This window comes from Shimia ponticola (assembly GCF_007995215.1).
GTDB lineage: Bacteria > Pseudomonadota > Alphaproteobacteria > Rhodobacterales > Rhodobacteraceae > Shimia_B > Shimia_B ponticola.
On sequence record NZ_VCDK01000006.1, the window covers coordinates 212,131 to 236,098 of the forward strand.

21 protein-coding genes, 1 tRNA gene and 1 pseudogene are annotated in these 23,968 nt (G+C 56.5%); 8 read left to right on the forward strand and 15 right to left on the reverse strand.

Features of this window, described 5'->3' with window-relative positions; genetic code table 11:
• Nucleotides 1-42: 42 nt before the first annotated feature.
• Nucleotides 43-945, forward strand: coding sequence for a nucleoside hydrolase (locus FE702_RS14595; protein ID WP_147127060.1), 903 nt, complete (start codon nt 43-45; stop codon nt 943-945).
• Between the two features lie 88 nt (nt 946-1,033).
• The gene (yghU, locus tag FE702_RS14600) at nt 1,034-1,885 is read left to right on the forward strand and encodes a glutathione-dependent disulfide-bond oxidoreductase (RefSeq protein WP_147127061.1); all 852 of its coding nucleotides are present in this window, start codon (nt 1,034-1,036) and stop codon (nt 1,883-1,885) included.
• A gap of 3 nt (nt 1,886-1,888) precedes the next feature.
• Here yghU and FE702_RS14605 read toward each other — a convergent pair whose 3' ends face one another.
• On the reverse strand, nt 1,889-3,466 hold the full coding sequence (locus FE702_RS14605; RefSeq protein WP_147127062.1) for a helix-turn-helix domain-containing protein: 1,578 nt from the start codon (nt 3,464-3,466) through the stop codon (nt 1,889-1,891).
• Nucleotides 3,467-3,645: 179 nt separating this feature from the next.
• Here FE702_RS14605 and FE702_RS18640 point away from each other — a divergent pair, with 179 nt between their 5' ends.
• From FE702_RS18640 to FE702_RS14615, 3 genes are all read left to right on the forward strand, one after another.
• Nucleotides 3,646-3,804, forward strand: a complete 159-nt coding sequence (locus FE702_RS18640) for a hypothetical protein (RefSeq protein ID WP_186827103.1) — start codon at nt 3,646-3,648, stop codon at nt 3,802-3,804.
• 58 nt (nt 3,805-3,862) lie between these two features.
• Nucleotides 3,863-3,952: transfer RNA gene (locus tag FE702_RS14610), tRNA-Ser, on the forward strand.
• 332 nt (nt 3,953-4,284) lie between these two features.
• The gene (locus FE702_RS14615) at nt 4,285-4,995 is read left to right on the forward strand and encodes a site-specific integrase (protein WP_186827104.1); all 711 of its coding nucleotides are present in this window, start codon (nt 4,285-4,287) and stop codon (nt 4,993-4,995) included.
• Between the two features lie 155 nt (nt 4,996-5,150).
• Here the strand turns inward: FE702_RS14615 and FE702_RS14620 are convergent.
• The 10 genes and pseudogenes from FE702_RS14620 to FE702_RS14665 form a co-directional block, all read right to left on the reverse strand.
• Nucleotides 5,151-5,766, reverse strand: a pseudogene (locus tag FE702_RS14620) (tyrosine-type recombinase/integrase).
• 319 nt (nt 5,767-6,085) lie between these two features.
• Nucleotides 6,086-6,481 carry a response regulator transcription factor gene (locus FE702_RS14625; RefSeq protein WP_147127064.1) on the reverse strand — a complete coding sequence of 132 codons (396 nt, stop codon included), beginning with the start codon at nt 6,479-6,481 and terminating at the stop codon, nt 6,086-6,088.
• Nucleotides 6,482-6,496: 15 nt separating this feature from the next.
• Nucleotides 6,497-8,524 (reverse strand): hybrid sensor histidine kinase/response regulator, encoded by a 2,028-nt coding sequence (locus tag FE702_RS14630; RefSeq protein ID WP_147127065.1) that lies wholly within the window; start codon nt 8,522-8,524, stop codon nt 6,497-6,499.
• Between the two features lie 351 nt (nt 8,525-8,875).
• Nucleotides 8,876-9,571 carry an RraA family protein gene (locus FE702_RS14635; RefSeq protein WP_430303253.1) on the reverse strand — a complete coding sequence of 232 codons (696 nt, stop codon included), beginning with the start codon at nt 9,569-9,571 and terminating at the stop codon, nt 8,876-8,878.
• Nucleotides 9,572-9,590: 19 nt separating this feature from the next.
• On the reverse strand, nt 9,591-10,547 hold the full coding sequence (locus FE702_RS14640; RefSeq protein WP_147127067.1) for a nuclear transport factor 2 family protein: 957 nt from the start codon (nt 10,545-10,547) through the stop codon (nt 9,591-9,593).
• Entirely contained in the window at nt 10,544-11,839 is a 1,296-nt protein-coding gene (locus FE702_RS14645; protein WP_147127068.1) for an FAD-dependent oxidoreductase, read from the reverse strand. Before FE702_RS14645 ends, FE702_RS14640 begins: the two co-directional genes overlap by 4 nt.
• 504 nt (nt 11,840-12,343) lie before the next feature.
• Nucleotides 12,344-13,870: a sulfatase-like hydrolase/transferase gene (locus FE702_RS14650; protein ID WP_147127069.1), complete on the reverse strand. Its 1,527-nt coding sequence runs from the start codon at nt 13,868-13,870 to the stop codon at nt 12,344-12,346.
• Complete coding sequence (locus FE702_RS14655) at nt 13,867-15,441, reverse strand: tripartite tricarboxylate transporter permease (RefSeq protein WP_255449701.1); 1,575 nt, start codon at nt 15,439-15,441, stop codon at nt 13,867-13,869. Before FE702_RS14655 ends, FE702_RS14650 begins: the two co-directional genes overlap by 4 nt.
• A complete protein-coding gene (locus tag FE702_RS14660) occupies nt 15,441-15,980 on the reverse strand; it encodes a hypothetical protein (protein WP_147127071.1) in 540 nt (179 codons plus the stop codon). Before FE702_RS14660 ends, FE702_RS14655 begins: the two co-directional genes overlap by 1 nt.
• A 24-nt stretch (nt 15,981-16,004) precedes the next feature.
• On the reverse strand, nt 16,005-16,847 hold the full coding sequence (locus FE702_RS14665) for a tripartite tricarboxylate transporter substrate-binding protein (RefSeq protein ID WP_186827105.1): 843 nt from the start codon (nt 16,845-16,847) through the stop codon (nt 16,005-16,007).
• Between the two features lie 41 nt (nt 16,848-16,888).
• On the opposite strand from FE702_RS14665, the gene FE702_RS14670 reads away from it, so the two are divergent.
• Genes FE702_RS14670 through FE702_RS14680 form a run of 3 tightly spaced genes read left to right on the forward strand, consistent with a single transcriptional unit; the run spans nt 16,889 to nt 19,778 of the window.
• Nucleotides 16,889-17,503, forward strand: a complete 615-nt coding sequence (locus FE702_RS14670) for a MarR family winged helix-turn-helix transcriptional regulator (RefSeq protein WP_147127073.1) — start codon at nt 16,889-16,891, stop codon at nt 17,501-17,503.
• Nucleotides 17,500-18,933, forward strand: coding sequence for a sulfatase family protein (locus FE702_RS14675; protein WP_147127074.1), 1,434 nt, complete (start codon nt 17,500-17,502; stop codon nt 18,931-18,933). The genes FE702_RS14670 and FE702_RS14675 overlap by 4 nt, the downstream gene beginning before the upstream one ends.
• The gene (locus tag FE702_RS14680; RefSeq protein ID WP_147127075.1) at nt 18,930-19,778 is read left to right on the forward strand and encodes an MBL fold metallo-hydrolase; all 849 of its coding nucleotides are present in this window, start codon (nt 18,930-18,932) and stop codon (nt 19,776-19,778) included. Before FE702_RS14675 ends, FE702_RS14680 begins: the two co-directional genes overlap by 4 nt.
• A gap of 187 nt (nt 19,779-19,965) precedes the next feature.
• On the opposite strand, the gene FE702_RS14685 is transcribed toward FE702_RS14680, so the two are convergent.
• From FE702_RS14685 to FE702_RS14700, 4 genes are read right to left on the reverse strand one after another with little or no spacing between them, the layout of a single operon-like run.
• Nucleotides 19,966-20,736: a citryl-CoA lyase gene (locus tag FE702_RS14685; protein WP_147127076.1), complete on the reverse strand. Its 771-nt coding sequence runs from the start codon at nt 20,734-20,736 to the stop codon at nt 19,966-19,968.
• Nucleotides 20,733-21,932, reverse strand: coding sequence for a CaiB/BaiF CoA transferase family protein (locus FE702_RS14690; RefSeq protein ID WP_147127077.1), 1,200 nt, complete (start codon nt 21,930-21,932; stop codon nt 20,733-20,735). Before FE702_RS14690 ends, FE702_RS14685 begins: the two co-directional genes overlap by 4 nt.
• Complete coding sequence (locus FE702_RS14695) at nt 21,922-23,439, reverse strand: tripartite tricarboxylate transporter permease (RefSeq protein ID WP_147127078.1); 1,518 nt, start codon at nt 23,437-23,439, stop codon at nt 21,922-21,924. The genes FE702_RS14690 and FE702_RS14695 overlap by 11 nt, the downstream gene beginning before the upstream one ends.
• Nucleotides 23,440-23,442: 3 nt before the next feature.
• A complete protein-coding gene (locus FE702_RS14700; protein WP_147127456.1) occupies nt 23,443-23,937 on the reverse strand; it encodes a tripartite tricarboxylate transporter TctB family protein in 495 nt (164 codons plus the stop codon).
• Between the last annotated feature and the right edge of the window lie 31 nt (nt 23,938-23,968).

The following is a 23,968-nucleotide window of genomic DNA, read 5'->3' on the forward strand; positions in this document are numbered from 1 at the left end:
GTTGGATTGTGTGGCTGCGGGGAATCCAATACGCGTGCGGGCATGAAACTGATCATAGATACCGACCCCGGCGTAGATGACGCGATGGCTCTGTTTTGGGCGCATGCGGCCCCCGAGATTGACCTGATTGGGCTGACCACCGTGTTTGGCAATGTGCGTGTGGATCAGGCGACGCGAAATGCACTGGTGCTGTGCGATGTCATGGGGTTGGATATCCCGGTGGCAGAAGGGGCAGGGCAGCCTTTGGTCCTGCCGCCATTTCCTCCGTCGGCCTATGTGCATGGCGATGAAGGGTTCGGCGATATGCCCGCCATGACGCCGACGCGCGCCAAGGACCCACGCGATGCCGTGACCTATCTGACCGAGACCGTGTGCGCGCATCCGGGTGAAATTGTCGTTGCGCCGATCGGTCCGCTGACGAATATCGCGGCAGCCATTCAGGCGGACCCGGAGTTCGCCGGGAATGTAAAGCAGATCGTCATCATGGGCGGAGGCTTGAAGGGCGGAAACATCACGCCCCATGCCGAGGCGAATTTCTACCACGATCCCCACGCCGCACACTTCGTGATGACCTGCGGCGCGCCGATCATCATGGTAGGCCTCGATATCACCGAAGAGGTCACCTGCGTGCCTGCCGATTTCGCCGCCATGGCCGCCGCGTCGCCAAAACACGGACAGATGCTGCAGGACATGAGCCATTTCTACCTGCGCTTCTACGCGGAATACGGGCTGGAAGGCTGCGGCCTGCACGATCCCGCCGCCATCATCGCGATCACCCATCCCGAGCTGTTTGAGATGAAGCGGACCGGCGTGTCCGTAGTCTGTGAAGGTGACGAAATCGGGCGATCTGTCCCGAGTGACGAACCAACGGTCGATGTAGCTGTGGGCGGGGACGCAGCGGCGATCAAGGCGCTGTTCATGGATCGGATCGGGACATTGCCTTAGCGTCGTGCCCTAAAACTCACGTGATGCCCTTCGCTTCGCAGATGGGTGGCTTATGTTGCGAGGCATCAAGACGAAAGGCCCACACGACATGAGCGATACCTACACACCCCCCAAGGTCTGGACCTGGGAGCAAAAGAACGGCGGCGAGTTCGCGAATATCAACCGCCCCATCGCCGGGCCGACCCATGACAAGGATCTGCCGGTTGGGAAGCATCCCTTGCAGCTTTATTCCTTGGCGACACCTAACGGGGTGAAGGTCACTGTCCTGCTGGAGGAGTTGCTGGCAGCAGGGCACACCGGCGCGGAATATGACGCGTGGCTGATCAAGATCGGGGATGGCGATCAGTTCGGGTCCGGGTTCGTGGATGTGAACCCGAATTCGAAGATCCCGGCGCTGATGGACACCACGAATGGTCAGCGCGTGTTCGAAAGTGGCTCGATCCTGCTCTATCTTGCCGAGAAATTCGGAGCCTTCCTGCCAGAGGGGGGCGCGCGGACCGAAGCGATGAACTGGCTCTTTTGGCAAATGGGATCAGCGCCTTATCTGGGCGGCGGGTTCGGCCATTTCTACGCCTATGCGCCTGAGAAGTTTCAGTATCCCATCGACCGGTTCTCGATGGAGGCCAAGCGTCAGATGGACGTCCTCGACCGCCACCTGGCCGAGCACGAATGGTTCGCAGAAGAGTACTCAATCGCCGACATCGCCATCTGGTCGTGGTATGGGCAGTTGGCCTTGGGCCGTCTCTACAACGCGGCGGAGTTTCTGGACGTGGCGAGCTACAAGCACGTCATGCGCTGGGCGGAAGCGATCGACGCACGACCAGCGGTGCAGCGGGGTCGGATGGTGAACCGATCGTTTGGCGAGCCCGAGATGCAGCTACATGAGCGCCATGATGCGTCGGATTTTGAAACGAAGACGCAGGATAAGCTTGGGGGTTAGGCGCTACTGCGCAGCCTCAGCAGCGTCGATCTGCGCAAGCAGGTCGTCGCAACGCTGGGTTTGGTAGTCGGAGCCGTCGACGAAGACTTCGCGGGCTTCCAGTACGCGGCTGCGCGCTTCGGTAAGAAGGGTTGGATCGGGTTCTAACGCGAAGCGGGCGAGTTCAAGATCAGCGATGTTCCATTGCGTTTGCGCCCAAAGGAAGGGAACCTTGTCGCGCTTCCGGATTTCTTGGCAATCTGCATAGCACGCGCGAGCTTGGGTAAGTTGATCTAAGCCCTTTGTAATCGCGCCCAGCCAACGACGTGCAAGCGCCAAGTTGCTTTGGGTTATGGACCAGGAGATTGCGTTGGCGTCGCGATCTACTAATGAGAGTGCTTCAGACAAATGGGCCACGGCCTCTTTCAATGAGCTTGGGTCGCGGGTGACTTCGCCGAGTGATAGCCAAGCAATGCCAAGATTATTTTGGATTTCTTTCCAATTATCTGGTCCGCCATGGACACGTTGAATATCCAATGCGTCCTGTTGCGCGGCCAAGGCGGCTTGTAATAATTTTGGGTCAGCGTCACGTTCGCCAATCTCTTGAAGGACAAGGCCAAGGCTGCTGTTTCGTGCGGCCCAGTTCAGCGGATCCTTTTGCTTGGAAGTCTTTCGCACTGCAGCCTCACAGGCATTTCGGGCGACTTTTAAATGCCCAGGTTTGATCGAGCGTTCAGCTAGCGAGCGGTGACAGCCACCCAAAGTACTTAGGGCCCATGCTTCATTGCCCCCGTTGGCGCGCCGCTGGTTGGCCTTGGCCAGTTCTAGCGCAACATGCAGCGCAAAAAGGTCGCCCGTGTTGTCGCCCCGGTCTTGCCAATCACGACACAGGCGATACACGGCCTGAAACAGCCCGCCGGGCTGGGCTTCACGGCGCAGGTCCTTGATCAATCGGGCCGCCGCCAAATCCGGGCGGTTGCGGATACGGTCCTGCGCTAGTTGTTGTTGAAAAAGCGTGTCGCGTTGTTGGTCCAGCCGCGCCATTTCCTGATCAAGAAAATCGGCGGCTTCCTCGCGGCTGCCCGCATCATTAAGCCGTGCGACTTCGGCCAGCACTGCCTCAACCTGGCCCCCTGTGTTCCCCACAAGCAAGCCGCGTTTGCGCATGTCATCCGCTGCCTGCAACGCAGTCCGCAAGGCGACATACGCATCATGCACATCGCGGTGACTGCCGCCCGCAAAGTCGTAGGCCAGCGCGATCAAGAGCGCTTCGGCAGCGTTGGGCGCATTTGGGTCTTTACGCACCGAGCGGATCAGCCGCTCGGCATCGCGGTCGATCTTTTCCTCATGGGCGTCTGGCGGCTCAGGTGGTGGTCCGATGAGTGCCGCGTTCGCAACTTCAATCGGAAGGTTCAAGGCCTGAACGAATTTGTCGATGGTTTCAGGTGACAGGTTCCTTTTGCCAGCCTCGACCTGACCAACGTACCCCTTTCGATCCGGATTCCCGAGCGCCCTTTCGGCCAGTTCGGTCATGCTCATTTCTTCGGCCAAGCGACGTGTCCGCACCGCCAGACCGAACTGCCGCATCGCCTCAGTTGTCATGGAAGGTCACCCGGTATCTTTGGATATCACTGCGTGTCACCCGGACGGTGTCTGAGGATGTCTGTGGCGAAATCGTCATAAGCAATCGAAACGCATAGATTTATCCCTGTCCGGACAACGCCTTAACTCAAACTTCAACCCAAGGCGGGGCCTCGCTGCATCACTAAGGAGACTACCTTATGTTGTGGCAACTACAACTCTTTCTCGCGGGGCTTGAACCTGCCCAATCGCTTGATCTGTGCTTTGTCGTCTTGTGTCTGGCGACGGCTTGCGGCCTCGGTCCGCGGTGGTCGGCGATCCTCGCCGCGGGCCTCTATCTCGTCTGCGCCATCATTTGATCCTGCGGGCACGGCTTTGGCCTTGCCCCCCCTTCATGCTTCCCATAATGAGGTCAGCGGAGACGTGGCCGAGTGGTCGAAGGCGCTCCCCTGCTAAGGGAGTAGGCGGGAAACTGTCTCGAGGGTTCGAATCCCTTCGTCTCCGCCACCTGCCTTTCATATGCGATCCTGTTGGATGCTACATTTGGCGCAAAGTGCAGCTAAGCAAAACACGCGGGTGTCGGTGGTGTTGGGAAATTCTCGCGGATTCCAGCAGGTCGAAATGACCACTAAATATGTCAATGGCAGTGCTATCCAGAGAAGTTCTCCCTCAAACCAGCAGACCGGCACCTTGCCGGCATTCGGTTCCTTGAAGACGCATCAAAGGAGAAGCGGTTCACGTCTTTGACCCGTGCGGATGTTGGAGCTGTTCGAAGCACACTTCTGGAAATGCGCAACAGCCATGACGACGGGCAAAAGTCCCGCTCTACGGTGGCGCACATGTCGTCTCACATTCGGGACTTCCTGTCGTGGCTGTTGAAGCTGGATAGATTTGAGGCGCTACCCAAGGACCTCGCAGACTATATGCAGCTGCCGCGCGCTGCCTTGCAAAAAGGGATCGGGCGGCAGCAGCGCCAGTACCCAGACCTCGACGAAGCGGAAATGCTATTACGCCGAATGCCGAAGCAAACAGCGACAGATCGTCGGGCGCGAGCGATGTTCGCGCTCACGTTCCTCGCGGCGCTCCGAGCCGATACAGTGACTTCGCTTCGCATCAAGCACGTGGATGTTGACGCTGGACGCGTCCTTCAAGACGCTTCCGTTACTCGAACCAAGAACGGAAAGAGCCTTGAAATCGGGTGGTTCCCAGTGCCGCCTTCGTTCTCGGATGAAACAGCAGACTGGCTTGCATGGCTGTCGAAGAAAGGGTTCGGCGGCGAAGATGCCTTGTTACCGGAAGCGGCTATCCTGCATGCGGGCAAATCAAAGCAAGGGCCTGTTGACCCCATGAGTTCCAAGCATGCGGTGGACGTGGCGTTTAGGACAGCCTGCGTTGGTCATGTCCAAAGATACTCCCCGCACGCCGCCCGTCACACGATCAAAGCCGAAATGGACAAGCGGCCTCTCACGATGGAGCAGCGCAAGGCGTCACTATCGGATTACAGGCGTGTGGGCCACCAACTCGCGAGGACGGCTGTACAAATCAGATGAATATTCTCTCTTGAGAGTTTTTAAGGGCGGGACCAGTTTTGCACATCCAACGAATAGCCGCTGCGGCGGGCGGCACCGCAGCATCGGGTTGCGTCCCCAAATGGCAGCAATGGGCCGCCCTCGAAGGCGGCCCAAAATTGCTGGATTTCAATGGCCTAGGCGATTGCTAGCACATCCTCAAGCTCTACGCCGAGATACCTGACAGTGCTGTCCATCTTGGTGTACCCCAGCAAGACCTGAACGGCGCGAAGATTGCCCGTCTTCTTGTAAATCTGCGTCACCTTTGTCCGCCTCATCGAATGCGTGCCATACGCGCTGGCCTCCAGACCGATCGACGTGACCCAATCGCGGACAATCCCTGCATTCTGGCGTGTCGAGATGTGCAGACGCTCATGAAATCGGCCTGGCCAAAGGTACTCAGAGCCGACCATGAGTTCGTCTCCCATCCACTTCTCGACCGAGGCCCGGGTTCCTTCGGAAATCTCAAATCGACAGGTTTTTGTGTTTTGCTTTGAAGTACCGATGCCCGTTCCTTGATCTGACCTGACGCCATGACGTCGACGACTTTGGTCTCTACGAGGTCGCATCCACGCAGTTTGCTGTCGATCGTCATGTTGAAAAGGGCGAGGTCTCGATGGTTCTCCGCCAGTTCGAGTCTGACGCGGATAGCCCAAACATGTTTCGGTTTCAGTGGGGGCTTCTGAGCGGCAATCCGGCCTTTGTTCCAGGAAGGTCGCAGAGCACGAATGGCAGCAGGTTTGGTGTTAGCATGACTCATCCTCCAATCCGCCATGCCCTCCCACAACGACAATTGGATGTTGACCGTGCTAACATAACACAGGATGCTGCGCCGCGCCTGAGGTCAGCTTCGAACACGATGCTAATCACGCTATCCAGCGATTGCCTGGTTCCCATTTTGGCGCAACTGCAATCGCTACCCCTAAAAGGTCGACCGCGGCCGCTAAACAACAGGAGTGATCGGGAAAACCTTCAGGCACCTAAGGTGACCAGACTGCCAGTATTCGGGCTATGTTGGACGTTTTGTTTTGTTGCTCACTGAGGCGCTCGCAAGAAATTCGGCCGTCACCATTTAGCCTCCTAACAACTTGTCCATGAGAACCACTAATTCGTCAGGTGTGAACGGCTTGCTCAGCACGGCATCAGCTCCAACGGTCTTCAGAGTTCCTTGCTTTTGGCCGGCCGCAAATCCACCAAAAAACCCTGACATCGCTATGATCGGCACTGTCAATCCATTGATGTTTCGGACTTGATTTACAAACGTGATGCCACCGGTTTTGGTATCTTGTGCCGCCTCCTTTGTAAGGAAAACATCAGTAAGGATAAGGTCCACCGCATGCGCATCAAGGTATTTCAATGCTGCTCCTGTGTTCGAGAAAATTGCTAAAGTATGCCCTCTTTCACTGAGGTCGTCCCTTAGTAGTTCGGCGAACCGTAAATCATCCTCCACAATCAAAATATGTGCCATGTGAATTCTCGTCTCTTATTTCACGTGCCGCGAGAGTGCGTCGGTAATAGCGGTAGCCAGCTCGTGTGGCAGAGTCGGTTTCTGCAAAACAGGTGCCGATACTTCGCCCATCTCCTCAACGGAGTAGCCAGTGTAGCCAGATGTGTAGAGTATTGGCGTACTTGGATAAATAGCGCGAACGCGGCGGGCAAGTTCAAAGCCGCCAAAGGCACCGGGCATAACAACGTCTGTGAGCAACAAATCAAAGTGCTCGCCGCGGTCGACCACCTGTAGCGCGTCTGGGCCGGATCGAGCACTGATCACCTTGTAGTCAAGTTCCTCTAACACTTCAGTCAACACTTCTAGTAAGTGCTCTTCGTCTTCGACAACCAAGATCGTTTCGGAGTTTCCATGGGTGGTAGCCTCTTGTAGCTGAGGTTCCTCACGGCCACCTTTCTCCGACCCACGCGGCAAGATCAGTTGCACGGTGGTTCCGACGCCTACATCTGAGTAAATCCTGAAATCTCCACCGGCCTGTTGTATCGACCCATAAACCATCGCGAGCCCAAGGCCCGTGCCAGAACTGTTTTCCTTTGTTGAAAAAAACGGGTCAGTACAGCGGGCTACGGTATCGCGATCCATGCCCGGGCCGTCATCAGTGACACTGATCTCAATGTATCGATATGAGGTGCCGCTCGCGGGGTCCATGCCATGGCCGCTTTGCCGGTTGTCGACGTCTTGATTGGGTGCGCGAACGCTTCGAGCGCGCACTTCAATCTTGGACCCTTTGCCTGAACGTAAAATTGCATCACGTGCGTTTAACGTTAGGTTCATTAAGGCCATTTCAAGCTGGTTTGGATCGCAATACAGACTGAGACCGGGTTCATCTAGGCAAAAGCTGATCTCGACTTGGGACTCAAGCATCGGACGAATAAGCGACTCAAATTCGTCAAAGACTGAAGATGCCTGATGCACACTGGCCCGCCCGGGCTGTTTGCGCGCGAAAGCCAAGAGCCGGGAGTTTAAAGACCGCCCACGATCGATAGCTGCCATAGCTCGATCGAGCTGTTTCTTTAGCATGTCTTCAGTTTTTGCACGACGCGCTAAATCGACCGCATAAACCATCGATCCCAAGAGGTTGTTGAAGTCATGCGCTATGCCGCCGGTCAGTTGGCCCAGCGCGTCTAGGCGGCTTTTGCGTTCAAAAGCCTGGCGATTGCGCTCTTCGTTCGAAATGTCATCCAGCACCAATACCGTGTGAATAGAGCTGTCAGAGAGGTCAGGGCGCGCACTGCCAACACGAACATAACGCCGGTCTTCTCTAGCGTGTGCACGGCGCAGGACATGTGTTTCATCTTGAAGCGTGTCGCCCGCCAATGCGCGTTGAATCGGATCAGCCCTTTTGTCTAAGGGTTGTAGCGTTGCAGCATCCAAGAATTTCATGCCTTCAGGCCAGGCAAAAGGAACTGGATCCGAGATACCACCAAGGAAATGCCTTGCGCGATCATTGGCGCGGATCACATGACCATCCGCAGTCAGCGCGACGATTCCACTGGTTGCCGCGTTAAAGATGGTTTCCAGTTCGTGGCTTAGAGTGGCAGCCGCCAGCTCTTCCTTTTTCTGAGCAGTAATGTCGTTATGCGCGCCGAGCAGGCGGGTCGGCACGCCCGCATCGTTCCGAATTGCGATGCCCCTACAACGCACCCAGGCAACGCTGCCGTCCGCACAATGATAGCGAACGACTTGGTCATAAGGGTGGTTTGGGTCGGCGCAGTGTTTGGCCACGTTTTCCTTTGCAAGTTCCAAGTCTTCAGGAAAAATCAAGTCTTGCCACTCTGCCGCAAGATGCTTCTTTTCAGCTGGGTTGAACCCGAAAAGCTGCCAGAATTCTGGGCTCATATATTCGTGCTCGGGGTCCTCTAAGTCCCAATACCAAACGCCATCCAACGAGCCTTCCCGAAGGAACTGCCAGATGGCAGGATCCGTCTGGACGAGGGTTTCCAGCTCTTCTTCGAGATAATGCTTATCAGCGGACATCGGCTCAAATCCCTTACGCTTGCTCATGCTTGACCCTACGGACGAGAAGGAAACACGGCAAGGATTGGAGCAGAATAGCAGCTTGAGTCCCGAAAATTGCAGCTGCTAACTTGCTATTTTCTAGAGATTTTCGAGGCCCTTAGCATGTTTTGGGAGCGGTAGATTTTCCCTTGGGGTAATCCAAAACGCCGAGGCGGATGATGGCGCAATGTTTGCATCTCTAAGTTCGCTCCAACCAAAATTTCGCCGTTGCGGCGAATGGCGGCTTAGACTTGCCGCATCACGGCATAGAATTTGCGCGTTGGACGGCAACTTAGGGCCGTACGCCGCGGCAAAGCGTGGGGTTCAGGCATCCAGCATAGGATACCGTGAGTTATCTTATGTGCGCGCGGCCTCGAATTCTGCCCAGACTTGCTCAAGCTTTTTAATGTCAAAATTGGGCGCGCGGGCTGGTGCAAGAACGATGGCTTCGCTGGCCACCACCGTTTCGATTGCCGTCTTGAGTGTTGAGACAACCTCACTGGGAATAACTATGGCGCCGTGGCGATCCGCGTGGATCAACTCATTCTCTGCAAGGCGCATGCCCATGATATTCACAGGCATGCCAATTTCCACGACGTGCACATAGCCGTGGCTTGGGCCAATGGACCCGGCCAATACGGGAAACCCGTCATCGATCACGTCCAGATCGCGGACCACACCGTTGGTGACCGCCCCGTTTAGGCCAAGTCCCTTATGGACTGCCACATGAACCTCGCCCCACCAACCTGCGATACAGTTGGGGAAATCAACGTCTTCGATGACAGCCACGGTCGGGCCGTCACCGCCTGCCATCGCGCGGAAATAGTCCATACGGCGGGCACGAATGACATCTTGGGGCTCAGTTGGTGGGGCAAGGCCAGAGATTTTGGCAGTGCGCGCAAAGCCGACCGTTGCAGGAGCACCAGGTTCGGTATGCACCATGGTACCGCGTGTGAACCTGTTAAAGCCGCGTTTCCCCTGAGCAACTTCAATCGCGTTGCACACTGTGGGCGTGTCAACGCTGCGCAAAAGGTCGAGAAGGTCTTTGGGCAACTTGGTCATAAGCGGTCTATCAAACTTGAGATTGCAAGAGGATCTGTTTCCAGATCGCGATTTCATCGAACAACGTGTACTCGCGGCGAATGCCCCATGGGCCGAACTCAACATGGCTCACACCCATTACATGGATGAAGGTGCCAGTCGGCGGGCCAAAACGTCCCCAGCCTTCATGCGTGCCTGTCAGCGACCACCGTATCGCGCTTCTGGGGGGCATCATCGGATCCCTGCGCCCAATCTGATGCTCTATTGTGAAAACTGCATTGGGTAAGGCACTGCGAAGACCAAGCCAGAATTCTGTGGTCGCCCCATGACCGTGGCTTTCTTGCCCGCAAGGGAACGACAAATGGCATGCCCGGTCGTACTGCCTCGAGATGCCTGAGAAATCGCCGACCATGATGCGGCGCAGTACGTCTGCATGTTTCTCACCCCATTCATTCGAGTTGCCGCGCCCTTTGTAAGGGCCTGCAATATCCGTGTCTGGTGTGAGCGGCATATTGGTGTCGCCTGCAAGAATAACCGCGTGTGCGGCGTCCTTTGGAGATTGACCAAGCTGGACGGCAATTGCTGCATTGTCGCGGATCAGCCACTCATCCCAGACGCGGTTTTCTTTGCAAAAAGTATCCGCGATCGTGCGAAAGGTGCATTGCGTGCCTGTGGCAGGCCCAAAAGCGCCGCCCATGTGGGTGGCGGTAGAAAGGATGCGGTGAGACGATAAAAACCCTGTGCTTTCGTCACCGCTCCATATCACGTCTTCCCCGAGCAGCTCTCTGTCTGGGAACTCCGTGAGCGTGGCCATGGTATTGGCTTTGCCCGCCGCATTTCCCCGGCTAATCCCCGCAGGTGTGCGCACCAGAAGGTCGTCGCCATAGTGCCAATCAAGCTCGGAAATTCCTCGTCCTTCCCAGATCAGACGCGTGCATTTCAGGATGTAGTCCGGGAGGTCTGCGTATTGCGGATCAAAACCCTTCATGCAGCCGTCCTCAATCGGTTGATGCCTTGCTTCGTCAACTCTGCGACCAACCGCTTGGTGTCCACGTCCTGCACAGGGCATCCATTCTCTAAGGCCAGCGCCGCAGCTGTCCCCGTCGCTTGACCCATCGCCATGCATTGCGGCATCCCACGCACCGAGGCAAAGGCTGTTGCATCTGCCGAGATGATGCGTCCCGCAAACATCAGATTTTCCACTGCTTCGGGGATCAACGCGCGAAATGGTAGCGTATAGTAGCTGCCTTTCTCGATCGCTGCGTCATGGGTCATACCCCCATCGCTGCGCATGACGTCATCAATTGGATTGTCGCAGCTGACGATGCCATCTGGGAATTTTGTGGCGCATGCCAGGTCTGCACCTGTCACACGGATAACGCCTTGCAGTTTGCGCGTCTCCCGCACACCGACGGTGGGCGAGAGCATGGACATGTGCGCGGTTTCAAAACCTGGGACGTCCGTTCGGAGGAACTGCGAAAGTTGCAGGCACCGCTTGCGGCCTTCTTGCGTGGCCTGACCGACAGCGACTGGGTCCGTCCCATCCACGCCGCGTACATGGACGGAGTTGCAAAAAACGGTTCCGTGATGAAATCCTTTCATCAGATATAGTTGCGCCAAATCGGGATGCAGCCGGTCTTCGGCGATGCCTTTGGCCGCATAATCCGTGAAGTACGGATCAGTATGGGCAAAGGCCGTGTCCCAATCGACGCCGATCATGTGGAAGGAAATGGTCACCGCCATCATGTTCCCGCTCTCATCACCAAGGACGTAAGGCACGCCAGCCTTTGCCGAGATGTCACCATCACCAGAGCAATCGATGACTATCTTCGGTGCAACCTCGAAGGTGCCATTGCGATCGAAACAGCGAACCGTTTTGATCCGATGTCCCTCCATTCGTGGCTCAACTGCCGTTGCGTTCAAACGGACTTTCACCCCGGCTTCTTCAAGCATCTCGAACATCGTCAAGGTTGCGATGTCGTGATCGTAGATGATTTCTGGGCCGAAATTCTCGAGGGTACAGGGGCGTTTTTCTGCCGCAGGTGGGGTCATTGCCTCAAGGCGCGCGGTCAGTTCTTCAAGGATGCCGCCGATAATCTGATCTACTGGATATCCGCCGCCCCAAGGCATGCCAGGACAAAAGGCCATAACACCGCCAATCTTGGTCGTCGCTTCCATGAGCGTGACATTCAAGCCTTGGCGAGCTCCAGCAATCGCCGCGCCGAACCCGGCCGTCCCTCCGCCAATCACGAGCACGTCAGCCAGTTCAATCCGCTTCATAGATGCACGTCTTTCCTTCGTTGCAGTCGGTACCTCTCAAAACACGCGAAGGTGCGAACGGGACCAATTCGGCCAATGATGCAATTGCAAATGCCCAAAGCCAAGCTTGCAACAAAGGTGTTGTGGAGCAAAAAAAACGCTTTGCGCCGGCAAATCGGATTTCACTAGGTCGGCTCCAATACCGGACTGGTCCCGCGTTTTGTGAGTGTAAGGCCCATGCGACCATCCCACCGCAGCGAAAGACTGCTCTGACATACTGCGGCATGGGGGGACGGACACCAGTCAGTGCCTTTTTAAGCAGAATTCAAAATTGGACGGAGAAGGCTCTAATTGCAGCCATGGTACTGAGCGAGGCGTTGTCGGCAACTTGGATGGCTTATCGTTTTTTGCGTTTGCTGAGGCTCTGTGGTTTGAGCGTCGAATGCTTTTTTTGGACGGCTCATCCTGCCTTTTCCCTCGCTCACACAATTCAAGCGACGGCGGTTTTGACAAAACGGGTGGACCTTAGGCCATTCCGACCTGTTTACGAACAGGACCTGCATCGTCGGGACGCTGTTGAACGTAGTTCAGGAGTTTAGTTTGGACCTCCTCGTATCGCGGGGCATCGAAAAGGTTCGTCGTCTCATGCGGATCGGCAATCATGTCATAAAGCTCGCCCGCGCCCGATTGCATGTCGACCGTCAACTTGTGGGTCTTGGTGCGGACTGTCCGTAGGCTTAGGCCGACGCCTGCGCGTGTTGGTAACAGTTCCCATTCGTTGAAGGCGTACTCCCGTTTGGCGTCGTTGGATTCAATCAAGGGTCGCAGCGAGGCACCGTGCTGTGTTTGAAGAGCTTTGGCTCCTCCGTAATCGAAGAAAGTTGGACCCAGATCGAGGGTTGAGACAGGTTCATTAACCCGTTTGCCTTTTGGGATACCCGGGCCGCGCGCAATCATCGGGACCCTTAATAGCCCGTCATAGTGCATCGGCCCCTTCAGGATCAGGCCATGATCCCCAAGCCAGTCGCCATGGTCCGAGATATAGATCACGATGGTGTTGTCCGACAGTCCTGCCTCTTCGAGTGCAATGAGGATACGCCCTACGTTGTGGTCTATCAGCGCAATTTGGCCGTAGGTATTGGCAATGATTTCACGAAGCTGATCGTCCGATTGCTCGGCGATGCGGCTGTAGGATTTGCGAATTTCTGCGCCTTTCTTGTCTCCCGCGGGTTCCGCTGTCAGCACCGCCTCGTGCCACCACGGGCGACCGTTGAACGTGCGTTCACGGTTCTTAGGAAGATCTACCTCTGCCGGATCATGGAGGCGTGACCACGGCTCGGGCGCATCAAAGGGATGGTGGGGATCTGGGAAACTGACCCATGTGCAAAACGGCTCTTCTCCGCGCCCATATTTGAGCCACTCAATCGCGCGGTCTGCCGTCCAAGTGGAATTATGCCAAGCAACCGGCAGTTTTGAATGCCAAGTCTGCGCGGCTTCCTTTGTGTCGCCCGCATTCTCGCGATAGAGTGCGTTTTTCTCGTCGCCGCGCCCGTCTGCATAGAACCAGCGTTCATAGTGCTGACCGTGCGGTGGTTTCTCCGGCAGGAACCAGTTGTGCCCCACTAGCATCATCTCAACATGATCAAATCCCATGTAGGGACCAAACCAAGTGTCAGGATAGCTTGCCGAAGACTTCAAACACTCGGGCGTCCCTGTTGGTTCGAACGTGTGATACGTCGAAAAGTGGGCCTTTCCGAAAAAGGATGTTTCGTAGCCTGCGGTTGCCATCGCACCGGCAAAGCCTTTTTCCCCGATCGCCGGATCAAGATCGATCCCGTTGTCATGCACTCCGTGCGTTCGGCACAGCTGCCCGGTAAGGATTGAGGCACGTGCCGGCTGGCACACGACTGTTGGCGTAATGCAATTTGAGAAATGCGTCCCATCGGCCGCCAACTGGTCGAGATGCGGTGTCTTGATCTTGCGTCCTTCAAAGCCAAAGCAATCGGCCCGATGCTGGTCACCAGAGATCAAGAGAATATTGGGTTTGCTCATTCCGCTGGCTTTCTCATGCTGAAAATGACCACGCCGATCGCCAAGATGATGAACGCGAGGGCAATCGGATTGTTGAAAAGGAAGAACGGGTCAGCCCCGGTCGCCGCAAAGGCTTGGCGAGCGGTCGCTTCAAGGTTGCCGCCGAGGATGAAGGCGATCACGAAAGGCAGCGGCGACATGTCTATTCGGCGCATAAAGTAGCCGACAAAACCGAAGAACAGAGTGATCCAGACGGCTACCATCGATGTTTCCTGAACGTAGATTGCGGTCAACGTCAGCAGAAGAACGATGGGCAGCAAACGCTCCTTGGGAATGCGCGCCATGACACCGACTGATCGCATGAAGACGCCTCCGATGGTCCAGTTCAAACCATTGGCCACGAACATGGTCGTGAAGATGCCGAAGGCCATGACCATCTCTGGGTTTAAGGCGTCGTCGCTGATGCCGCCGCCCAGTTGGAAAACTGAAGGACCGGGATTGAAGCCACCAATAGAGTCCATGGCGAGGATCAAGAACACCGCAGCCGCGTTACCGGGAATGCCAAGCGACAATACCGGGATCAGGTTGGCACCCGAGACCGAGGAATTGGCGGCTTCTGTTGCCGCGATACCCTCGGGCGCCCCTTGACCAAACCCTGGTGCATTTGGCTCTTTGGATTTGCTGTAGCGTCGCTTTGCCGACGTATAGCCCAGCGTCGCGGCCAGCGTGGACCCCACGCCAGGAAGCGCGCCGATGCACGTGCCAATGACCGCCGAACGGCCAATGTAGGGCAGCAGTTTTCTCAGACGAAAGGGGCCGTTTTTGGATTCCCGTTGCCCGACCTGTGTCGTTGATGACGACTGTCCATCTCGGTGGATATCTTCCAACGCTTTGAACACTTCGCCTAGAATGAGAACGCCAAGGATGGCTGCAGCGACAGGAATCCCCTGAGCCAACGCGGGTTGTCCAAGCGTGAGACGAGGATAAAAGTCTTCGCCCGTCGCCACCATGGCTGCGAGGAGACCGAGCCCCATGGAGATCAGACCTTTTCCCACCGAATTGCCAATGACCGAAGCAATGAAGGCAAGCGAGAGGATAAGGAGCGCGGTTTTCTCAGGCAGATCCAGATAGCTTTCGACAAGTATCGCAAGGAACGGGGCGCAGAGCACGAGGACGATGTCTGAGAACGTATCGCCAGACGCTGAAGAGAAATGCGCGACGCGTAGAGCGTGCCGTGCCTCTCCTTTCTGGGCCATTGGATAGCCATCCAATGTCGTCATGTAGGCGTCAGGTGTCCCGGGCGTGTTGAATAGGATTGCGGGAACCGCCCCGCCTATGGTCGCCCCCTTCATGATACCTATGAGGAAGCCCAGGACCGGTAGCAAAGCATCGTTAGAATAGCCGAAAATCGAGATGAGGATTGGAAGCGAAATCGCCATCGCCATAGGGCCTGCCAAGCCGGGTGTGGCGCCGACTGTGATGCCTAATAAAAACCCGGTCAGCACCATTAAAACGGTGATGGGTACGCCTAGTATTGGGTCAGATTGGAAGACCGCCAATACACCTGCGATCACATGGTCCCAAACGCCCATCATACGTCTCCGTTTGGTGGAAGGATGAGATCGTCGAATGGCAGATCATACATCAGTGCGATCACAAGCGACGCAGCAAAACCGATAGCAAAATCCCGAATGGACAGCTTTCGTTTTGCCAGCCCGGTCAAACCACCAACCAGAACAGTACCGCCAAGCAAGAAACCGATGTAGTGCCATGGTGCGGTTGCACGCAGCGGGCGGTACCCGCTTTCAGACCATGCTAACGCCACAGGTCCGGCGTATCGCATCAGCCACAGTGCGATCGCGAACAACGCGCAAAGCGCGACTATCCATAGCAGGTTTTCGTGGGAAAGGGCTCTGTCCGTGCCGGGCCGTAGCAGAAGCAGCAGAGCCCCGATTGCAATGACCGCACCGGCAACAGTTGGCCCCAGCGCGTCGCCGATCACGAACTTGCGGCGGACCCTTTCGACAATTCCGGTGTCGGTGTCCATTGGTGCCCAGACAAAGATCACAAGAAGTGCAAAGGCCAAGACGATAAGGGCCAGCCATCGGTCTGCGGAAAATCCGTTTCGCATTGGCTGGCCCCTGATTTTAGCAGCTTACTGAACAGCTTCCATCAACTGGCCAGCGGCGTCGAAGTCTGACTGCAGAAGCGCATCAAGCTCTGCGCCTTGGATATTTACTGCGCCGCCAAAAGCCTTGTTGATCATACCAGCTGCTTTGCCTGAGTTTGTTGCCTCGGCGATTGCAGCTGTGATGGCGTCACGGGCTGCAGGGTCCATTCCAGCAGGAGCCACGAAGACGAAGTAACCATCAGCGGAGAACTGGACGCCTAGATCGGCAAAGGTAGGGGCGTCCGGGGTTTGTTTGAGAGGCACTGACAGTGCCGAAGCCAAGTTCACAAGATCGCCTGAAGCGACGCCCTTGCCCTGAATGCCCGCCATAAAGCCAAGATCCATATCGCCAGCTTGTACGCCGTCCATTACAGCGCGACCGCCACGTACCTGCACGATGTTGAACTCGACGCCCTGTGCTTCTCCCAACAAGAAGGCGAGGTCTGAGAGTTTCGGTGACATTGTGCCAAAGCGCAGTTCACCTTCCTTGGCGGCTGCGATCATGTCGTCGAACGACGTCCAGCCTTTGTCCGCTTTCGCAACGACGCCCATCTGAAAGCCCGCAGTCGTTGTAAGGCCTGTGAAATCGGATGGTGCAATCCCGGCGCCTTTCGCGGCGGCGGCGTTGTAACCTAGCGACTCTGTTACGACCAAGGCGATCGCGGAACCATCGGTGGGCATATCCTTCAACGCCACCAATGCATTGACGCCGCCTTTGCCGGTCACCTGTTCCGGGATCATTTCCCAACCTAGCGACGCTTCGATGTCTTCTGCGATCAGGCGTGCATGGGTGTCTGCGCCGCCGCCCGCTGCAAATGCGATCATCATTTTAATGGGCCCTTCAGGGGCCCAGGCGTGCCCGTCGGCGAATGATGATGTTGCTGCAACAACGGACAAGAGCGCGGCTGTTGCCGTCGCTTTCAATGTGTTTTTCATTTGAACTCCTCCCAAAGTCTCTTGGTTGGCAGGAATCCATAAACTATTTGACCTGTCAAATTGTTTCAGGAAGTCTTGTTACCATGAATACGCATGATGCCCCTAGCTATCGGACCCCTTCCTCTTTCGTGACCTTTCGCCTCGCGCGGCTGCAAAGCAGTCTGAATGCGCAGGGAACCGCTCTTCTGAAATCCAAGGCGGGGCTGTCGCTAGTCGAGTGGCGGCTGATCCAGACGCTCCGGATGTTCAAAAACGCATCTCTGACCGAGATCGCCGATCATGTGCAGATGGACAAAGGTCAGCTGAGCCGAAAGATAAAATCCATGGTCGAAAAAGGGTTGCTAAGCGCCAACACAGACAAACACGATCAACGGGTTCAGCATCTCGCGCTTACGCCGAAAGCCGAGCAGCTTAGCGCGCAAATAATGCCTTTTATGGAGGCCCGCCAACAGCGATTGTTGGCGGATGTCTCGCCTGAAGATCTTGAAGTCTTTTACCGCGTTGTCGACAAGATTGAGGCAGCATCAAAATATCGGGGCGTTGAATGAGCCAGTCGAACCTATTGGTGGTTATGTCCGACGAGCATCAGGCACGGGCCATGGGATGCGCAGGGCATCCGTTTGTGCAGACCCCGAACTTTGATGCTTTGGCAGCGCGCGGAACGCGGTTTACCAATGCGTATACGCCTAGCCCGATTTGCGTTCCCGCCCGCGCCAGCTTTGCGACCGGCCTCTACGCACACCAGACGCGTTTGTGGGATAATGCGATGCCGTATACCGGTTCAATCCGGGGATGGGGGCATGCTCTCCAAGAAAAAGGCGTATCCGTCGAAAGCATTGGCAAGCTTCACTATCGGTCTGAAGAAGACCCGGCGGGATTTGATGTCGAACACATACCCATGATGGTCGCGGGTGGTGTTGGCATGGTTTGGGCCAGCATCCGTAAGGAAGACGAACGGATAATGGGCCCGAAACGTATGTTGGGTGACTACATCGGACCGGGCAACAGCAAATACACCGACTATGATGCCGCCGTCGTTACCCGGACCAAGGAATGGATCGCTGACCATGCTGCGGATGATAAACCCTGGTGTTTGTACGTTGGGCTCGTCGCTCCGCATTTCCCGTTGGTGGTACCGTCAGAGTTTTTTGATCTGTATCCGGCTGATATCCTACCAAAGGTCAAACAACACCCTTCAGAGGGCTATCCGCGCCATCCATGGATCGAAAAACAAAACGAGTTCATGGATAGCGAGGCGAAGTTCTCGGACGCCGATGAACGTCTTGCTGCGATGTCGGCGTATTACGGCCTTTGCACCTGGCTCGATCATAACGTAGGCGAAATCCTTAGCGCCTTGCAAGCATCCGGCCTCACGGACAACACAACCGTCGTGTACACCTCTGATCATGGCGACAATGTCGGCGCGCGCGGGCTTTGGGGAAAGTCTAACATGTACGAGGAAAGCGCAACGATCCCGATGATCATGGCAGGGCCAGACGTGCCCGTAGGGCTATGCCATACGCCGGTTAGCTTGTTGGATGTTTCAGCGACAATCGCGGGACATTTTGGAGCGCAGATCGATGCCGCCGAAGGCGTGTCGGATTTGAACACGATTTTGCAGGGACCAGAGGACAAAGACAGGATCGTGTTTTCCGAATACCACGCCGCTGGCGCGGTTTCAGGCGCGTTCATGTTACGCAAAGGGCGCTGGAAACTGATCCATTACGTTGGCTTCGCTGATGAGCTTTTCGATCTGGAAACCGACCCAGAGGAACTCGAAAACCGCGCACGCGATCCGCAATGCGCGGAGGTTCTTGAGAGCCTGCACCGTGAGCTTCGCATGATCTGCGACCCCGACAGAACTGACGCATTGGCGTTCTCGGACCAAGCCGCCTTGATCGAACGAATGGGCGGGCGGGACGCAGCGCTGAAACTAGGGGCGGCAGGGGCAACCCCACCGCCGACGGTGGCAGAATGAAACTGACAATTCTAGGATCCGGTTCGCCCGAGGCGTACGTGCGTCGCGCATCGAGCGGTTACCTGATTGAAACCGGCAAAGATTGTATCCTGTTCGACTGCGGCGGTGGCGTTTTTGACAATTTGCTGCGATCAGGACGTCGGCCTTCGCAGATAACGCACATCGTTTTCTCGCACCTTCATTCTGACCACATGATGGACTACGCGAGGCTGGTCCATGCCGCTTGGGATGAAGGGGGCGCTCCGATTGAGGTGTATGGACCAGCGCCAATCCGAGCCATCAACGAGGGGTACTTCGGGCCGCAGGGCGTGCTGGCACATGACTTGCGCGCGCGCACTGAGTTGCCGCAAAGCCAGCAGGTTTGGCTCGCCCGTGGGGGGGCATTGCCGCGTCCTTGGCCCCAACCCATCATTCAAGAGATTTCCAGTGGCGATACCATTAAAGGGGCGGGTTGGCAGATCGACATGTGTATGGCTCCGCATGCTCAGCCGTTTCTAGAATGCTTGGCGCTTTCGGTGACCTCTGCGGGAAAGAAGTTCGTCTATTCAGGAGATGCTGGTCTTTGCAAGGAAGTGGCAGGACTGGCAGCTAATGCCGACCTTCTTCTGCACTGGTGCTATCGGCTGGACGGGGAAGAGGTCACACCCGAGATGGCCAAGACCACGCCCACGCCTTCCGAGATTGGTGCAATGGCCAAGCGTGTGCGGGCACGTTCTCTTATGCTTACTCATTTTCGTAGACACATGGATGACGCTGCGCATTTCGCGCAGGCAGAAAAGAATGCCTCATCCGCTTTCGGCCAAACAGTTCGGATCGCCCAAGATCTGCAGCAGATCAATATTTGAGGGTCGGGCTATTGGCCGACGAAATAGCCGAGCCAAACTGCTTTAATCGCTGGCCAGTCTTAGGCGAGGAAACCAAAATGCTTAGATTGCGCCTCAACTCCCGGTCAGCGGATAGCCCATCTCTCCAACCCTCGGTGCTCAAATAACCAGACGGCGCCAGATCAAAGAAGCATCTCCAGCCTAGGCCTCAATCGCCGTTATAGGTCCAACGATAGCTTGGCGGCGTCGGGCCTTTGATGCGCCGTGCCTGCTGCGTTTCCTCCCATGCGTGCGCAAGGATGCCGACGGATCGCGATAGGCAGAACAAGCCTCGCGCAAGAGGCGCTTCAAATCCTAATTCGGCGTATATGACAGCTGTCGCTCCGTCGATGTTCATTGGGATCGCGCGCCCCTTTTGCTGCGTCAGGACCGTCTCAACTTGCGCTCCGATCGCGGCATAGCGACCGCTGCAAGCCTTTGCCTCTACTGCATTTGCGACCAACTCCATCAGGCGCGGAGCCCTTGGATCCTGGGGCTTGTGAAACCGATGGCCGAAGCCGGGAACGATCTTGCCGCGTATCCCCATCCAGCTCTCAAGGGCATCCTCAACCGATCCGTCACATCGGTCGATGTGATGATAGAGGTCCAGCGCCTGCTCTCCTGCACCACCGTGCACGTCGCCCAGCATGTTCACTGCGCTGGCCATCGCGTTGTTCAAAGGTAAGCCGCAGGTGACAGCCATACGTGCCGTCGCGATCGAAGGGGCTTGGGGACCATGATCCACTGCTGCCACCAACGCGGCCTCGAAAAGATACAGTTGGTGTTCAGTCGGGCGGTCTCCGCGCACCATGAACCAAATCATTTCGGCAAAGCTCAAATTGCCAATGAGATCTTGTATCGGGGAACCTCGGAGCGAAATTTGCCCCGGCTCCATGTCGATGATTGCAGTCGACCACCAATCAGAAACGTCGTTGGTCATACAGCACCTTCTTTCCGTAGTTTGCTAATATCTTCAGGCGAGTAACCGACTGCACCCAGCACGTCATCGGTGTCACCTCCTAGCTCAGGCGGCGGTGCGTTTACGGATGGGCGTTTGCTGTCGATCATCATGCCGACGCGCAGCAGATCAATTGGCTCTGTGACGCCCGCAACATCAGCAAAACGACCGAATAGTTCTCTTTGCCTGATTTGGTCATGTGCCAGCACGTCGGGCACTGACAAGACGGCGCCTGCGGGGACCCCAAGAGAATTGAGTTCGGCCTCCCATTCTGAAGCAGGTTTTGTTGTCAGAACGGTTTCCAACTCTGCCCGAAGTCGAAGACGATTGGTCTTGCGGTCCTCTCGGGTCGCGAAGTCTGGATCGTCCAATAGATCAGCGCGGTTCAGGTGTTCGGCCAAGGCTTGCCATTGCTCTTCTTTGTTGGCCGCAATGTTGATCAGACCATCTGCGCATTGAAACGCGCCTGACGGTGCAGAGGTCGGGTTTTCGTTGCCGTTGCGTGTAGGCTCGACACCCCCGATGATGTGATTGGAGATGACCCAGCCCATGGTCGCCAGAACGGCTTCGAGCATCGAGACATCGATCACACAGCCACGGTCCGGCGCGTTGAGTGCTGCTGATATGGCCAAGGCCGCGGTCAATCCGCCGACTGTATCTGCCAAAGGATAGCCAACGCGGGTGGGGCCGCTGTCTTGCGTACCAGTCACCTCCATTACGCCAGCCGCCCCTTGGATGATTTGATCGTAGGCGGGGCGTTTGGCCCATGGGCCGGTCTGGCCGAAACCCGAAATCGCACAGTAGATCAGCTTGGGGTTTTCTGCCCGCAGCACCTCTGCGCCGACGCCAAGTCTTTCCATGACGCTGGGCCTGAAATTTTCGACCAAAACATCTGCGGACCTGACGAGGCGCTTCAGCACGTCCCGTCCGCCCTCGGTCTTTAGGTTCACAGTGATTGATCGCTTGCCAGCGTTTTGCGCCAGAAAACTGATCCCCATTCCTTTTGCAGACAGCTCAGGTGACGCCCCCAACCCTCGGGCAAGATCGCCTCTGCCAACGGCCTCGACTTTGATGACGTCCGCCCCAAGATGCGCGAGCTGGTGGCAGGCAAAAGGGCCTGCCAACACGTTTGTCAGGTCAAGAACTGTGGTTCCAACAAGCGGTCGACTAGTCTCCATCCGCCACACCTTCAGCCCTGCGACGCGCCCGCCTTGCACGGAAGCTCGGCAACAGCACAAGGAAGGCCGCCAGCACCAGCAGGCCAAGGGTCATTGGACGTTCAAGGATGAAGCTGAGCCCGCGGTAGAGCTGCATGGATCGTGAGAAGTTGTCTTCGAGCATTGTGCCCAGAATGAAGCCGATCAACAGCGGTGCCAGAGGGTAATCCGCGAACCGAAAGATCGTCGCCATCACGCCTAGGCCCACAAGGATCAAAAGCTCGGTCGCATTGTTCTGCCCGATATACGCGCCCATCAAGGTGAAAAACAAAATAAACGGGATCAGGTAGTTGCGCGGGATCGCAAGGATTTTCGCGATGTATGGGATCAGCGGCAGGTTCAGGATCAAGAGCACCAAATTGCCGATGAACATCGAAATAATCACGGCCCAAAAGATCTCGGGCGTGTCGACCATCAAGCGCGGACCCGGCGTGACGTTCAAGGCGATCAGGGCGCCCAGAAGGATTGCCGTTGTTCCAGAACCGGGAATACCCAACGTCAACAGGGGCACGAACGATCCCGTACAGGCCGCATTGTTCGCAGTTTCTGGAGCGGCCAAGCCCTTGACTGAGCCTTTGCCAAATTCGGCTTGTTCTTCGCCTTTGGCGATATTGCGCTCGACCGCGTACCCGAGGAAGGACGCAATCGTTGCACCTGCACCCGGCAGGACACCGATAAAGAAGCCTTGCAGCGACTGCCGACCGATGACGGGAGCCATCGCTTTGCCCTCTTCACGGGAGAAGCGCAGGTTTTCGATTTTGCCACTGTCGCCTTGACCTGCACCTCGCGCGGGGTTCAGCACAAGGAACAGGGCTTCTGGTAGGGCGAACATGGCCATGGCTAGGGTGATGAATGAGATGCCGGACTGCAGGTCCATCAAGCCCATTGTAAAGCGCGGCATATTAAAAAGTGCGCCTTCGCCGACCGTCGCGAGGATCAGGCCAAGGATTGTCATCATGAGCGCTTTGGCAACTTGTCCGGTCCCCGCAAAAGCCGCAATCGCGGAGAGGCCAACAACCATCAGTGCAAAGTATTCTGCCGAGTGGAAAAGCAGCGCAACGGATGACAAGGCCGGGGCAAAGATCATCAGAAGGATGGCACCGATGGTCCCCCCCGCGAAGCTGGAGACCGCAGCAATGGTCAGAGCTTTGCCTGCTTGTCCCTTGCGAGCCATTGGGTAGCCATCAAACGAGGTGGCCACCGTGCCCGCCACACCCGGGGCATTCAGCAGGATCGATGAGGTCGATCCGCCAAAAATCGCGCCGTAGTAGACACCCGCTAAAAGGATCAGTGCCGCAGCCGCATCCCCAATGCCGATTGCAACCGGGATCATGATGGCAATGATCGACATAGGCCCCAGGCCTGGCAACATGCCGATGAAGGTGCCGATCAGGCAGCCCGCGATGACCATTAAGAGGTTCTGGATCGAGAAAGCGGCCTCGAGACCGATGAGAATGCCTTCGAGCATGGCTTAATTCCCTAGAAAGAATGGAAAGGGCCGCAGGAAAATGCCTAGGACTTCTTGAACCAGATACCAAACGCCCAGCGTCGCCAGCAGTGCCACAGGGATCATGATGTGGAATTTACGCTCGCCTAGGACGGTGCTCCCAGCCACCAAGAACCCTGTCGTGGCCAATAGAAAGCCTGCGGGTCGCAGAAGCAGCGCGTAGGCGACCATCAACCCCAGCAAGACGGCAGCTTGGCCAACTTTGTACTGCCCAAGGTTGCGATAGTTGATGTCGGTGGCAGATGGCTCTGCCTCTGACTTGTTACCTTCGACACCCAACAAAACGATAAGTCCGACGGCAACTCCTGCGACGGCCAGCATCTTGGGAAAGGTCGACGGCCACACCGGGTTGCGTTGCATGAAGGGCGGCAACAGATGATCCATCGTGAAGAAAGCGGCGTAGCCGTACACACAGCAAAACGCCACGAAAACAAGCGCGATCCAGCGATCCAGCGCCATGATGTCCCCTCCCATGCTTGGTCTTTGAAAA

Coding starts and splice junctions, on each gene's coding strand:
- FE702_RS14680 (WP_147127075.1), top strand. CDS start 18,930: ATGAAACTGACAATTCTAGGATCCGGTTCGCCCGAGGCGTACGTGCGT.
- FE702_RS14690 (WP_147127077.1), bottom strand. CDS start 21,932: ATGGAGACTAGTCGACCGCTTGTTGGAACCACAGTTCTTGACCTGACA.
- FE702_RS14670 (WP_147127073.1), top strand. CDS start 16,889: ATGATGATGTTGCTGCAACAACGGACAAGAGCGCGGCTGTTGCCGTCG.
- FE702_RS18640 (WP_186827103.1), top strand. CDS start 3,646: ATGTTGTGGCAACTACAACTCTTTCTCGCGGGGCTTGAACCTGCCCAA.
- FE702_RS14650 (WP_147127069.1), bottom strand. CDS start 13,870: ATGAGCAAACCCAATATTCTCTTGATCTCTGGTGACCAGCATCGGGCC.
- yghU (WP_147127061.1), top strand. CDS start 1,034: ATGAGCGATACCTACACACCCCCCAAGGTCTGGACCTGGGAGCAAAAG.
- FE702_RS14615 (WP_186827104.1), top strand. CDS start 4,285: ATGTCGTCTCACATTCGGGACTTCCTGTCGTGGCTGTTGAAGCTGGAT.
- FE702_RS14685 (WP_147127076.1), bottom strand. CDS start 20,736: ATGACCAACGACGTTTCTGATTGGTGGTCGACTGCAATCATCGACATG.
- FE702_RS14625 (WP_147127064.1), bottom strand. CDS start 6,481: ATGGCACATATTTTGATTGTGGAGGATGATTTACGGTTCGCCGAACTA.
- FE702_RS14675 (WP_147127074.1), top strand. CDS start 17,500: ATGAGCCAGTCGAACCTATTGGTGGTTATGTCCGACGAGCATCAGGCA.
- FE702_RS14630 (WP_147127065.1), bottom strand. CDS start 8,524: ATGAGCAAGCGTAAGGGATTTGAGCCGATGTCCGCTGATAAGCATTAT.
- FE702_RS14605 (WP_147127062.1), bottom strand. CDS start 3,466: ATGACAACTGAGGCGATGCGGCAGTTCGGTCTGGCGGTGCGGACACGT.
- FE702_RS14695 (WP_147127078.1), bottom strand. CDS start 23,439: ATGCTCGAAGGCATTCTCATCGGTCTCGAGGCCGCTTTCTCGATCCAG.
- FE702_RS14645 (WP_147127068.1), bottom strand. CDS start 11,839: ATGAAGCGGATTGAACTGGCTGACGTGCTCGTGATTGGCGGAGGGACG.
- FE702_RS14640 (WP_147127067.1), bottom strand. CDS start 10,547: ATGAAGGGTTTTGATCCGCAATACGCAGACCTCCCGGACTACATCCTG.
- FE702_RS14700 (WP_147127456.1), bottom strand. CDS start 23,937: ATGGCGCTGGATCGCTGGATCGCGCTTGTTTTCGTGGCGTTTTGCTGT.
- FE702_RS14660 (WP_147127071.1), bottom strand. CDS start 15,980: ATGCGAAACGGATTTTCCGCAGACCGATGGCTGGCCCTTATCGTCTTG.
- FE702_RS14655 (WP_255449701.1), bottom strand. CDS start 15,441: ATGGGCGTTTGGGACCATGTGATCGCAGGTGTATTGGCGGTCTTCCAA.
- FE702_RS14665 (WP_186827105.1), bottom strand. CDS start 16,847: ATGATGATCGCATTTGCAGCGGGCGGCGGCGCAGACACCCATGCACGC.
- FE702_RS14595 (WP_147127060.1), top strand. CDS start 43: ATGAAACTGATCATAGATACCGACCCCGGCGTAGATGACGCGATGGCT.